Origin of the sequence: Kitasatospora sp. NPDC058965 (assembly GCF_042741245.1) — a bacterium.
Lineage (GTDB): Bacteria > Actinomycetota > Actinomycetes > Streptomycetales > Streptomycetaceae > Kitasatospora.
This window is the reverse complement of record NZ_JBHYKG010000260.1, coordinates 1-12,441: the sequence shown is the minus strand read 5'-3', so window position 1 is coordinate 12,441 and position 12,441 is coordinate 1. Positions and strand designations below refer to the sequence as shown.

Annotated in this window: 10 protein-coding genes and 1 pseudogene; 6 read left to right on the top strand and 5 right to left on the bottom strand. The window is 72.2% G+C overall.

Going from position 1 to position 12,441, the window contains the following annotated elements:
* Nucleotides 1–184 precede the first annotated feature (184 nt).
* Nucleotides 185–1,300 (top strand): hypothetical protein, encoded by a 1,116-nt coding sequence (locus ACFW1A_RS30985; protein ID WP_380414629.1) that lies wholly within the window; start codon nucleotides 185–187, stop codon nucleotides 1,298–1,300.
* A gap of 6 nt (nucleotides 1,301–1,306) precedes the next feature.
* Here the strand turns inward: ACFW1A_RS30985 and ACFW1A_RS30980 are convergent, their stop codons facing one another.
* From ACFW1A_RS30980 to zapE, 5 genes are all read right to left on the bottom strand, one after another.
* Nucleotides 1,307–2,218 (bottom strand): TerC family protein, encoded by a 912-nt coding sequence (locus tag ACFW1A_RS30980; protein WP_380414627.1) that lies wholly within the window; start codon nucleotides 2,216–2,218, stop codon nucleotides 1,307–1,309.
* Nucleotides 2,219–2,430: 212 nt separating this feature from the next.
* Complete coding sequence (locus tag ACFW1A_RS30975) at nucleotides 2,431–3,012, bottom strand: TerD family protein (RefSeq protein WP_380414625.1); 582 nt, start codon at nucleotides 3,010–3,012, stop codon at nucleotides 2,431–2,433.
* Between the two features lie 96 nt (nucleotides 3,013–3,108).
* Complete coding sequence (uvrB, locus tag ACFW1A_RS30970; protein WP_380414622.1) at nucleotides 3,109–5,205, bottom strand: excinuclease ABC subunit UvrB; 2,097 nt, start codon at nucleotides 5,203–5,205, stop codon at nucleotides 3,109–3,111.
* Between the two features lie 63 nt (nucleotides 5,206–5,268).
* Entirely contained in the window at nucleotides 5,269–7,545 is a 2,277-nt protein-coding gene (locus tag ACFW1A_RS30965; RefSeq protein ID WP_380414617.1) for a hypothetical protein, read from the bottom strand.
* 103 nt (nucleotides 7,546–7,648) lie between these two features.
* Nucleotides 7,649–8,761: a cell division protein ZapE gene (zapE, locus tag ACFW1A_RS30960; protein ID WP_380414613.1), complete on the bottom strand. Its 1,113-nt coding sequence runs from the start codon at nucleotides 8,759–8,761 to the stop codon at nucleotides 7,649–7,651.
* On the opposite strand from zapE, the gene ACFW1A_RS30955 reads away from it, so the two are divergent.
* From ACFW1A_RS30955 to ACFW1A_RS30935, 5 genes and pseudogenes are all read left to right on the top strand, one after another.
* Complete coding sequence (locus ACFW1A_RS30955) at nucleotides 8,760–9,539, top strand: dihydrofolate reductase family protein (RefSeq protein WP_380414610.1); 780 nt, start codon at nucleotides 8,760–8,762, stop codon at nucleotides 9,537–9,539. The two genes, zapE and ACFW1A_RS30955, sit on opposite strands and share 2 nt — an antisense overlap.
* A 128-nt stretch (nucleotides 9,540–9,667) precedes the next feature.
* A complete protein-coding gene (locus ACFW1A_RS30950) occupies nucleotides 9,668–10,108 on the top strand; it encodes an indole-3-glycerol phosphate synthase (protein ID WP_380414633.1) in 441 nt (146 codons plus the stop codon).
* Between the two features lie 167 nt (nucleotides 10,109–10,275).
* Nucleotides 10,276–11,658 carry a UDP-N-acetylmuramate--L-alanine ligase gene (gene murC / locus ACFW1A_RS30945; RefSeq protein WP_380414631.1) on the top strand — a complete coding sequence of 461 codons (1,383 nt, stop codon included), beginning with the start codon at nucleotides 10,276–10,278 and terminating at the stop codon, nucleotides 11,656–11,658.
* Nucleotides 11,655–12,062: a peptide-methionine (R)-S-oxide reductase MsrB gene (msrB, locus tag ACFW1A_RS30940; protein WP_380414608.1), complete on the top strand. Its 408-nt coding sequence runs from the start codon at nucleotides 11,655–11,657 to the stop codon at nucleotides 12,060–12,062. The genes murC and msrB overlap by 4 nt, the downstream gene beginning before the upstream one ends.
* Nucleotides 12,063–12,181: 119 nt before the next feature.
* A pseudogene (locus ACFW1A_RS30935) lies at nucleotides 12,182–12,441 on the top strand (hypothetical protein); the annotation flags it as partial.

The following is a 12,441-nucleotide window of genomic DNA, read 5'->3' as shown; positions in this document are numbered from 1 at the left end:
GGTTCACACCCGGCGGGGCCCCCCCCGCCACGGGCCCGCCGCCGCCCCCGCGACTTTGGCCGAAACTGACTGTCCGATGAAGATCACAACCGGTTAAGGTCCCCCAGGGGCCGGCGCCACACCAGTCACACTGGTTCGCTGCCGCCCCACTTTCCGCGTCTGAACGCACAGGGGGATCCACATCATGTCTGCTCGCCTGACCCGCGCCGCGCTGCGCGTGACCGTCGGCACCGCGGCCGCCGCCGCACTGGCCCTGGGCACCGTCCCGGCCGACGCCCTGACCGGCGGCCCGATCGGCGTCGGCCCGATCGGCGTCGTCGCGGCGCCCAACGACTTCCAGCTCACCATCAACACGGGCAACTACGGGCAGCCGTACCACACCGAGCGGCACCCCGACGGCACCTGGAGCGACTGGGACGCCGTCCCGGACATGTACTACAACCCGGGCGCCACCGAGACCCTGACCCAGGCCGAGGACGGCAACGGGCACACCCTGCTGGCCTCCCGGTTCGCCGACCAGATCCAGTTCCTGGTCTACGACCACTCCACCGCGACCTGGACCTCGCCGACCGGCACCACCGCGCCGATCCCGGCCGAGATCCCGATCGTGCACTCGGGCAACACCCCCGCCACCACCCCGGTGGTCACGCTGGCCGCCTCGGTGGTGGTCGGCGGCGAGTTCCACCTGTTCGGCATCGCCGGCAACGGCGGCCTGTACGAGATCGTCCGGCACGCCGACGGCAGCTGGACCGGCTGGAGCGACCTGAGCTTCCAGCTGAACGGCATCGGCACCGTCACCGGCCTGGCCGCCGCGACCACCAACGGCACCGACCTCCAGCTGGTCGCCGTGGCCGGCGGCAAGCTCTGGCACGCGCTGCGCAGCACCACCGGCGGCGCCTTCGGCAGCTGGGGCGACGTCTTCGCCAACTCCAGCAACCCGGGCACCGCCGAGCACGTCGCGGTCGCGGGGGTCAACGGCCAGCTCCAGGTGGTGGTCAGCGCTAACAACGGCACCGGGGTCTACCACGCGATCCGCAACGCCACCGGCAACTGGACCGTCTTCGGCAACGTCGAGGCGGCGGCCGGCAACCCCGGCCAGATCACCGGGGTGGGCGCCGCGGGCACCGGCGCGATCACCGGCACCCAGGTCCTCCAGCTGGCCGTGCTGACCAGCGGCGGCACCGTCTTCCACACCGTGCGGGACAGCGGCGGCCACTGGACCGGGTTCGGCAACGTGACCACCACCGTCAAGGGTTCGGTCAGCGGCACCGCGGTGACCGTGGCCGGCTCGGGCGAGTGACGGCGCTCAGCCCGGCAGTTCGGCCGCCGCGGCCCGGCGGGAGGCCCACAGGCTGCTGACCGTGGTGACCGCGAGGACCACCACGATGACGCCCAGCGAGAGCGGGGTGCTGATCTCCGGCACCGGCACCCCGCTCTCGTGCAGGGCGTGCAGCACCAGCTTGAGCCCGATGAAGCCCAGGATCACCGAGAGCCCGTAGCTCAGGTGCACCAGGCGCTGCAGCAGCCCGCCGAGCAGGAAGTACAGCTGGCGCAGACCCATCAGCGCGAAGGCGTTGGCGGTGAAGACGATGTACGGGTCCTGGGTCAGGCCGAAGATCGCCGGGATCGAGTCCAGCGCGAAGAGCAGGTCGGTCAGGCCGATCGCCAGCATCACCACGGTCATCGTGGAGATGGCCGGGAACCGCCGCCGCACCGCGCGCAGCAGCGCGTTCTCCTCGAACTCGCTCTCCTGGTGGCCGCTGCGGGCCTCCTTGACCAGCTTCCAGGCGGTCCACACCAGGAACGCGCCGAACAGGTAGAAGATCCAGGAGAAGCTGGCCACCAGGGCCGCGCCGCCGGCGATGAAGACCGCCCGCAGCACCAGCGCGATCAGCACGCCGACCATCAGCACCCGCTGCTGCTGCACCTTGGGCACCGCGAACTTGGCCATGATCAGCACGAAGACGAAGAGGTTGTCGACGCTCAACGACTTCTCGGTGACGTAGCCGGCGAAGAACTCCCCCGCCTTGGCCCCGCCGAACTGCCACCACAGGAAGCCGCCGAAGGCGATCGCCAGCACCACCCAGACCGCGGTCCAGGCACCGGCCTCCTTGAGCGAGACCTCGTGCGGCTTGCGGCCGCCGATGAAGAAGTCGACGGCGATCAGGGCGACCAGGACCCCGATGGTGCCCGCCCACAGGGCGAGGGAGACGTCCATGGAAATGCTCCTCCGGCATGGATCGATGCCGGAGGTCTCTTCCGCCCGCGCGACGCGGACCGGCGAACCCGGGCGACCAGCAGGATCGGTCGCCGTGATGACGGGAGACGCCGCGGGGAATACTCCCCTCCGTTACCTGGAAGCGTACCAGCCATTCCCAAGAGAAGGTAAAGGACGGCGGGCGGCACGGCTGCTCCGGCGGCCCCGACGGCCTAGAGGAACGGCTCGATGGCGGGCAGCAGGTCCTGGAAGGTCCGGGCCCGGGCCGGGGCCCCGATCGCCTGCATGCCCCAGCCGCCGTCCGGCTCGCGGTACACCTTCGCCATGATCTGGCCGGTGTGCGCGCCGCCGCCGGCCAGCTCGTAGCGGGCCAGCTCCTGGCCGCTGACCTGGTCCACCAGGCGGCAGTGCGCGTTCTCCACCTCGGCGAAGTTCTGGCCGGTGTAGGAGCTCACCGTGAAGACCACCTGGGTGATCCGCTCCGGGATCCGGGTCAGGTCGACCATGATCGACTCGTCGTCGCCGCCCGGGCCGCTGCCGCCCACCAGGTTGTCCCCGGTGTGCCGGATCGAGCCGTCGTTGCTCACCAGGTGCTGGAAGAAGACCACGTCGCTGGGGACGTGCTCGGCGTAGAGCAGCGCCGAGGCGTCCAGGTCGACCTGGCGGGCCTTGAGGCCGAACAGCCCGCGCTTGGGCACGGCCCGCCAGCCCAGGCCCATCCGGACCAGGCTCAGGGACTCTCCGGTCGGCCTGCGCAGGCGGACCTGCTGACCCTTGTTCAGACTCACCGACACGGTGCGGCCCCCTCCAATGTGCGCCGGACTCACCCTAGGCCCCCGGCCGGGCCCCGGGCCAGGGGCCCTCCCCACACCGGGCCGCGTTGTCCGAGGTCAACCGATGCCGGCCTCGCGCATCTGGCGCAGCTCCTTCTTCAGCTCCTTGACCTCGTCGCGCAGCCGGGCGGCCAGCTCGAACTGGAGCGAGGCCGCGGCGTTGTGCATCCGCTCGGTCATGTCCTGGATCAGCTGGGCCAGCTCGGCGGCCGGCAGGCTCTTGGCGTCCTTCTTCTCGGCGCCCAGGGCGGGCACCGGGGCCCGGCCCTTGGCCTTGCCCGCGTCCCGGTAGCCGGTGGACATCAGCTCCTCGGTGTCCACCTCCTCGCGGGCCAGGGTGTCCAGGATGTCGCCGATCTTCTTGCGCAGCGGCTGCGGGTCGATGCCGTGCTTCTGGTTGTAGGCCTGCTGGACCTCGCGGCGCCGGTTGGTCTCGTCGATGGCCTTCTCCATCGACGGGGTGATCCGGTCGGCGTACATGTGCACCTGGCCGGAGACGTTGCGCGCCGCGCGGCCGATGGTCTGGATCAGCGAGGTGCCGGAGCGCAGGAAGCCCTCCTTGTCCGCGTCCAGGATCGCCACCAGCGAGACCTCGGGCAGGTCCAGGCCCTCGCGGAGCAGGTTGATGCCGACCAGCACGTCGTACTTGCCGGCCCGCAGCTCGCGCAGCAGCTCCACCCGGCGCAGGGTGTCGATGTCGCTGTGCAGGTAGCGGACCCGGATGTCCAGGCCGAGCAGGTAGTCGGTGAGGTCCTCGGACATCTTCTTGGTGAGCGTGGTGACCAGCACCCGCTCGTCCTTCTCCACCCGGGCCCGGATCTCGTGCACCAGGTCGTCGATCTGGCCCTCGGTGGGCTTGACGATCACCTCGGGGTCGATCAGACCGGTGGGGCGGATGATCTGCTCCACCTGCCCGTCGCCGCGGGACAGCTCGTACGGCCCCGGGGTGGCGGAGAGGTACACGGTCTGGCCGATCCGCTCCAGGAACTCCTCCCACTTCAGCGGGCGGTTGTCCAGTGCGGACGGCAGCCGGAAGCCGTGGTCCACCAGGGTGCGCTTGCGCGAGGCGTCGCCCTCGTACATCGCGCCGATCTGCGGGACCGTCACGTGGGACTCGTCGACGACCAGGAGGAAGTCCTCCGGGAAGTAGTCCAGCAGGGTGTTCGGCGGGGAGCCGGGCTCGCGGCCGTCGAAGTGCATCGAGTAGTTCTCCACGCCGGAGCAGGTGCCGATCTGACGGAGCATCTCGATGTCGTAGCCGGTGCGCATCCGCAGCCGCTGGGCCTCCAGCAGCTTGCCCTGCTTCTCCAGGGTGGCCAGCCGCTCGGCGAGCTCGGCCTCGATGCCGGTGACCGCCCGCTCCATCCGCTCCGGTCCGGCCACGTAGTGCGAGGCGGGGAAGACGTAGACCGAGTCGTCCTGGCTGATGATCTCGCCGGTGAGCGGGTGCAGGGTGTACAGCGCCTCGATCTCGTCGCCGAACATCTCGATCCGGACCGCGAGTTCCTCGTAGACCGGGAAGATCTCGACCGTGTCGCCGCGCACCCGGAAGGTGCCGCGGGTGAACGCGAGGTCGTTGCGGGTGTACTGGATGTCGACGAAGCGGCGCAGCAGTGCGTCCCGGTCGACCTCCTCGCCGACCTTCAACCGGACCATCCGGTCCACGTACTCCTGCGGGGTGCCCAGGCCGTAGATGCAGGACACCGAGGCGACCACCACCACGTCCCGCCGGGTGAGCAGCGAGTTGGTCGCCGAGTGGCGCAGCCGCTCGACCTCCTCGTTGATCGAGGAGTCCTTCTCGATGTAGGTGTCCGTCTGCGGGACGTAGGCCTCGGGCTGGTAGTAGTCGTAGTACGAGACGAAGTACTCGACCGCGTTGTTCGGCAGCAGCTCGCGGAACTCGTTCGCCAGCTGGGCGGCCAGGGTCTTGTTCGGCGCCATCACCAGGGTGGGCCGCTGGAGCTTCTCGATCATCCAGGCGGTGGTGGCCGACTTGCCGGTGCCGGTGGCGCCCAGCAGGACGACGTCCTTCTCGCCCGCGCGGATGCGGCGCTCCAGCTCGGCGATGGCCGCGGGCTGGTCGCCGTTGGGCTGGTAGGGGCTGACGACCTCGAAGGGCGTCCTGGTCCGCTCAATGCTCGTGATGGGTCGCACGGGTCCACCGTACGACCCACCACCGACATTCAGGCCGGGTTCGGCCCGGTCGTCCGCACCGGGTCAGGTGCAGGAGAAGGGCACGAACGGCGGGCGCCAGAGCTTGCCGTCGCCGGGGGTGCCGGTGCCCGGCACGTAGTCCAGCGGCTCGAAGTGCAGGTTCGATCCGGCCGGCGCGGTCGACCCGGTCCACAGGTTGATCTTCTGCCAGGCCTGGCCGTCGATCACCGAGACGGTGTCGGGCTTGCCGCCGCAGCTGGTCGCGGTGATCAGCCGGCGGCCGTTCGCGGGCTGGCCCACGCCGAGGTTGGCGGGCGCGGTCCACGGGCCGAGCATGCTCGGCGCGGTCGCGTAGCCGGTGCCGGTCCCGGAGCAGAAGCCGCAGTTCTTGTCCGCGTAGGTCATCACCCAGGTCCCGGTGGCCGGGTCCCGGTAGGTGCCGGTGGACTCCACGCTGCTCAGGCCCGCCAGGCCGGTCACGCCGGTGCCGGTGCCGTCGGTGCCCCAGTAGGTCAGCTGCTCCAGGGCGATCGAGGCGGTGCCGGCCTGCGGGCAGACCAGCGCGATCGCGTTGTTCTCCGGCGAGGTGGTCAGGCCCGCGTCGCCGTTGGCGCCGTCGCACTGGTGCAGGTTCGGGCGGTGGGTGGTGCCGTAGGGCGCGCCGGCCGAGGCGCCGCACGGACCGGCGGGGCCGTTGCACCCCATCGTCATGTAGCCGTGGGTGGCGGTGTTCGGGGCCGGCAGGTTCTTGTAGCCGGGGGCGTTGAACCAGAGCACGAAGACGCCGTCGTTGGCGCCCCAGCCCGAGCGCTGCACCATCCGCGGCGAGAAGCAGCCGGAGCCGGTGTGCGCGCAGACCCCCTGGTAGCTGTTGCCCGGGTTGTACGGGTCGGCCGCGGTCGGCGAGAAGAGCGGCTGCGGCGCGGACCACGGCCCGCTCATGCTCGGCGCCGTCGAGACCCCGAAACCGCACCAGGTGGTGGGGTTCTGCAGCCAGGTGTAGCCGCAGCCGTACATCGTGCCGTAGAGGTAGTACGTCGAGCCGAACTTCTGGATCTGGCCGTCGTGCAGGTCGACCCCGCTGACCGTGACCGGCGCCGGCGGGGTGACCGGGTCGGGTGCGTCGGTGCAGGTGAACGGTGCGAGGGCGGTGCGCCAGACGGTCCCGTCTCCGGCCGTGTTGGTGGTGGGGGTGTAGACCAGCGGCTCGAACCGCAGGCCGGCGTTCGGCTCCGCGTTGGAGCCGGTCCACAGGTCGATCTTCTGCCAGGCCTGGCCGTCGATCTCGGTGACCGTGTCGACCTGCCCGCCGCAGGAGTTGGCCGAGAACGCGCGGCGGCCGTTGGCCGGCTGGCCGACCCCCAGGTTGGCGGGCGCGGTCCACGGGCCGAGCATGCTCGGCGCGGTGGCGTAGCCGGCGCCGGTGCCGGTGCAGTACCCGCAGTTCTTGTCCGCGTAGGTCATCACCCAGGTGCCGGTGGCGGCGTCGCGGTAGGTGCCGGTCGCCTCGATCGCGGTGACCCCGGCCAGGTAGTTCGCGCCGTTGCCGGTGCCGTTGGTGCCCCACTTGTCGAGCTGCTCGATGGAGAGCGAGTTCTCCTGCTTCGTGCAGACCAGGGCGATCGAGCCGTTCTCGGAGTCGGCGGTGAGGCCCGCGTCGCCGTTGGCCCCGTCGCACTGGTGCAGCACCGGGCGGTAGGTGGTGCCGTAGGGCGCGCCGGCCGAGGCGCCGCACGGGCCCGCGGGACCGTTGCACCCCATCGTCATGTAGGCGTGCGAGGCCTTGTTCGGGGCCGGCAGGTCCATGTAGGCGGGGGCGTTGAACCAGAGCACGAAGACGCCGTCGTTGGCGCCCCAGCCCGACCGCTGCACCATCCGCGGCGAGAAGCACCCCGAGGTGTAGCCGCTGACGCCGCCGCAGACCGACTGGTAGCTGTTGCCCGGGTTGTACGGGTCGGCCGCGGTCGGCGAGAAGAGCAGCTGGGGCGCGGACCACGGCCCGCTCATGCTCGGCGCCGTCGAGACCCCGAAACCGCACCAGGGCGTGTTGGGCTGCCACCAGGTGTAGCCGCACTTGTACATCGTGCCGTACAGGTAGTACGTCGAGCCGAACTTCTGGATCTGGCCGTCGTGCAGGTCGATCCCGGTGACGGTGACGCCTGCGGGCCGGGCAGCGGTGGCGGCGGGGACGGAGGCGGACCGGGCCGCCGGGGCGGCCACGGCGGCGGGGGCGGTCGGGACCGCCGCCCGGGCGGCGGTCGGGACGGCGCCGAGCAGCGCGGCGACCAGCAGTAGCAGCACTGCCGTGGCCGGGCCGGGTCGGCGGGTGGCGCGGGACATCAAGGAGCTCCAGCAGGGGGAAGGGTGACGGTCGTCCGTCGGTGGACGACCGTCACCCTAGGGAGCCCGCGTAACACGGGGCTCATGCCTGCCTAACGGCGGTTCAGGCCTTCGCGCTGTCCCGGGCCAGGGCGACCAGGCGGGAGACCGCCCGCAGGTACTTCTTGCGGTAGCCGCCCTTGAGCATCTCGGCGGAGAAGACCTGGTCGAACGGGATGCCGGAGGCGGTGATCGGCAGCTCCCGGTCGTACATCCGGTCGGCCAGCACCACCAGGCGCAGCGCCGTGGACTGGTCGTCCACCGCGCAGACCCCGCGCAGGAAGACCGCGTGCACGTCGTCCAGCAGCGCGCCGTAGCGGCTGGGGTGGACCGCCGAGAGGTGCTGCAGCAGCGCCGGGAAGTCGTCCAGCGCGGCCCGCGGGGCGGCGGCGGCCCGGGCGGCGACCTCCCCGTCGGTGTAGGGCGGCGGGGCGTCCGGCAGGCCGCGGTGGCGGTAGTCCTGGCCGTCGATCCGCACCGGCTTGAAGTGTGCCGACAGGCCCTGGATCTCGCGCATGAAGTCGGTGGCCGCGAACCGGCCCTCGCCCAGCTTCTCCGGCAGCGTGTTGGAGGTGGCGGCCAGCTTGACCCCGGCCTCGACCAACCGCGACAGCAGGGTGGAGACCAGCACCGTGTCGCCCGGGTCGTCCAGCTCGAACTCGTCGATGCAGAGCAGCTTGTGCCCCGACAGGGTCTGCACCGCCTGCTGGAAGCCGAGCGCACCGACCAGGTTGGTCAGCTCCACGAAGGTGCCGAAGGCCTTCGGCCCGGGGGCGGCGTGCCAGAGCGAGGCGAGCAGGTGGGTCTTGCCGACGCCGTAGCCGCCGTCCAGGTAGACCCCGGCCGGGCCGGTGGGGGCCGGGGCGGAGCGGCGGAACCAGCCGCGCTTCGGCGCCTCGGCGGCGTTCAGTCCCGCGGCGAACTCCTCCAGCACCGTGACCGCCTGGGCCTGGCTGGGCTGGGTGGGGTCGGGCAGGTACGAGCCGAAGCTCACCCCGGCGAACCGCGGCGGCGGCACCATCTCGGCCACCAGTCGCTCGGCCGGGACCACCGGTCGGCGCTCGACCAGCGAGACCGGTGCGACCGGCGGGGCGGCGGTCGCGGTTGCTATCGCATCGGGGTGTGGGGCTGCGGGCACGGTAGTAAAGGGTACGCGCCGTGGAACACTGCCAGACATGCACCGACTGATCCCTGCGTCACACCCCGAAGAGCTTGACCCGGCCGACCTGTCCGGGCTGGCCCGGGTCTACGCGTACCCCGAGCAGGTGAACTTGGGCCGCCCGTGGCTGCGCGCCAACATGGTCTCCTCGCTGGACGGGGCGGCCCGGTTGGACGGCCTCTCCGAGGGCCTGTCGAGCGCGGCGGACAAGCGGATCTTCGGGGTGCTGCGGGCGCTGTGCGACGTGGTGCTGGTGGGGGCCGAGACGGTCCGCGCCGAGGGGTACCGGCCGGCCCGGGCCCGCGCCGAGTTCGCCGCGGCCCGCGCGGCGGCCGGGCAGGCGCCCGCCGCGGCGATCGCCGTGGTCAGCCGCAGCCTGGAGCTCGACCTGTCCGCCCCGCTGTTCACCGAGCCGCTGGTGCGCACCGTGGTGATCACCACCGAGGACGCGCCGGCCGCGGCGCGGGCGGCGGTGGCCGGGGTGGCCGACCTGGTGACGGCCGGGCGCGGCTCCGTCGACCTGGTGGCCGCGCAGCGGGCGCTGACCGCCCGCGGCTGGACCCGGCAGCTGACCGAGGGCGGTCCCAGGCTGTTGGCGGGGCTGGCCGGCGCCGGTCTGCTGGACGAGCTCTGCCTCTCGCTCGCCCCGCTGCTCACCGCCGGTGACGCACCGCGGATCATGCACGGCCCGGACCTGCCGATCGCCCGGCCGATGCGGTTGGTCTCCTTGATCGAGCAGAAAGGTTTCATCTTTACCCGCTACTGCCGTCCGGACAATCCCGAACCCGGTCAGTGATCACCCCCACGGGGCCCGTGTGCCGTGTGCGCCGCGTGAGGAAAGCTTCCGCCGGGCACTATGAGAAGGGACACCGGGCCCCGGGGGCCAGCAACACGGAAGGGACTCTTGTGTTCAAGACCGTACTGATGATCGAGAAGCCGCTCTCGGACGCCGACGTGGAGCTGGTCACCACGCTGCACGGCGAGGAGAAGGTCTCCTTCGTCGTCCTGATGCAACCCCGCGGCAAGACCGACGAACTGCTGCGCGCACTGGACGACGTGGCGCTCGGACACCTGGACCGGGCCGTCCACGAACGGACCGAGCCGGGGAGCGAGCAGGTGGCCGAGGAGTCGCTCCAGCACAGCCTGCGCCACCTGCGGGCGGCGGGGGCCGAGGCGGTCGGCAAGGTGGTCGAGGACCACCCGCTGGACGGCCTGCGCGCGGTGGTCGAGGAGACCGGCGCGGACGAGGTGCTGGTGCTGACCGCACCGCACTTCGTGGAGGAGTTCTTCCACCGGGACTGGGCCTCGCAGGCCCGGCACAAGGTGGGGGTCCCGGTGCTGAAGCTGTTCGCCAGCGAGGCCTGAGCGCGCGACCGCGCCCACCGCCGGTGGTGCAGAATCGTCCTTGCGGGCAGGTCCCCGGCCGCGGCCGGGGAACCCCGCCCCCGGCCCCCGCGGCCGGGGGACCCAGCTCGCGAGGACGATTCCGCCACTCACTACGGAGCACACCCTTGAACGACGCCGCCCACGACCTGCATGCCCCGCACTTCATCGGCATCGGCGGCGCCGGCATGTCGGGCCTCGCGAAGATCCTGACGGTGCGCGGTGCCAAGGTCTCCGGGAGCGACTCCAAGGAGTCCGAGACCGTGCTGGCGCTGCGCGAGCTGGGCGCGGCCGTGCAGGTCGGCCACGCGGCCGAGAACGTGCCGGACGGGGCCAGCAGCATCGTGGTCTCCAGCGCGATCCGGGCCGACAACCCGGAGCTGGCCGCCGCCCGCGACCGCGGCATCCCGGTGGTGCACCGCTCGGACGCGCTGGCCGCGCTGATGGGCGGGCGCCGGGCCCTGGCGGTGGCCGGCACCCACGGCAAGACCACCACCACCAGCATGCTGGCGGTCTCGCTCGCCACCCTCGGCCTGGACCCGTCCTACGCGATCGGCGGCGACCTGGACGCGCCCGGCTCCAACGCGCACCACGGCACCGGCGAGATCTTCGTGGCCGAGGCGGACGAGAGCGACCGCAGCTTCCACAAGTACGCCCCCGAGGTGGCGATCATCCTCAACGTGGAGCTGGACCACCACGCCAACTACGCCTCGCTGGACGAGATCCACGACTCCTTCGAGACCTTCGTGCGGCGGATCCAGCCCGGCGGCACCCTGGTGGTCTCGGCCGACCACCCGGGCGCCCGCGAGCTGACCGCACGGGTGGTCGGCCGCGAGGACCTCAGCGTGGTGACCGTCGGCGCGGCCGAGGACGCCACCGTGCGGGTGCTCTCGGTGGTGCCGCGCGGGATGACCAGCGAGGTCACCGTGGAGCTGGAGGGCGCCGAGCTGAGCTTCGTCGTCTCGGTCCCCGGCCGCCACTACGCGCACAACGCGGTGGCCGCGCTGGCCGCCGGCATCGCGCTGGGCGTGCCGGCCGAGGAGCTGGCCGAGGCACTCGGCTCCTACACCGGGGTGCGCCGCCGCCTGCAGCTGAAGGGCGAGGCCGCCGGGGTGCAGGTGATCGACACCTACGCGCACCACCCGACCGAGATGGCCGCCGACCTGGAGGCGATCCGCGAGGTGGCCCAGGGCCGGGTGCTGGTGCTCTTCCAGCCGCACCTGTTCAGCCGCACCCAGCAGCTGTCCGAGGAGATGGGCCGGGCGCTGGCGCTCGCCGACGCCTCGGTGGTGCTGGACATCTACCCGGCCCGCGAGGACCCGATCCCCGGCGTCACCAGCGAGCTGATCATCGCCGCCGCCCGGGCCGCCGGTGCCGACGTCACCGCCGAGCACGAGTTCGCCGCCGCCCCCGCGCTGCTGGCCGGGATGGCCAAGCCCGGCGATCTGGTTCTCACCATGGGGGCCGGGGACGTGACCAACCTCGGCCCGGCCATCCTGAAGGAACTGGGCCGCGAGGAGCAGGGACGATGACGTACGAGATCGACAAGACCGACGCCGAGTGGCGCGAGCAGCTCAGCCCGGCCGAGTACCACGTGCTGCGCGAGGCCGGCACCGAGCGCCCGTTCACCGGTGAGTACACCGACACCAAGACGGTCGGGGTGTACGCCTGCCGGGCCTGCGGGGCCGAGCTGTTCAGCTCGGAGACCAAGTTCGACAGCCACTGCGGCTGGCCCTCGTACTACGCGCCGCTGGCCGGCGACCGGGTGGAGTACATCGAGGACGACTCGATGGGCATGCGCCGGGTCGAGGTCCGCTGCGCGCGCTGCGGCGGACACCTGGGCCACGTCTTCGAGGGCGAGGGGTACGGCACCCCGACGGACCAGCGGTACTGCATCAACAGCATCTCGCTGACCCTGCGCCCGGCCGGGGACTGAGCCGGCCGGGCCGCCGCGGAAATTCCCCGGTCCGGGGTGCGACCGGACCGGGGCCCCGACACGTCCTGGGGTTCGAGGGCCCGCTGCGGTGCGGGCCGGACCGGAAGGACCCGGTGGCGATGACCGACGGTGCGGAGCAGGACGCGTTCACGGGCGAGCGGTTCCGGGCCCGGCTGGGCGCGGACCTGGGCGCGGAGCTCGCGGTGCTCCCGGCGCCGCCGCTGGGCGATTTGGTGGGCGACGCGACCCGCGCCGGGCGCCGGACCAGGCGCCGGCGCACCGCGGCCGCGGTGGCCGGCTCGGTCACCGCGGTGGCCGCGCTGGCGCTGCTGCTGACCGGGCTGCCGGGGGGCGGGCCGCAGCGCCCGGCGGCCGTGGC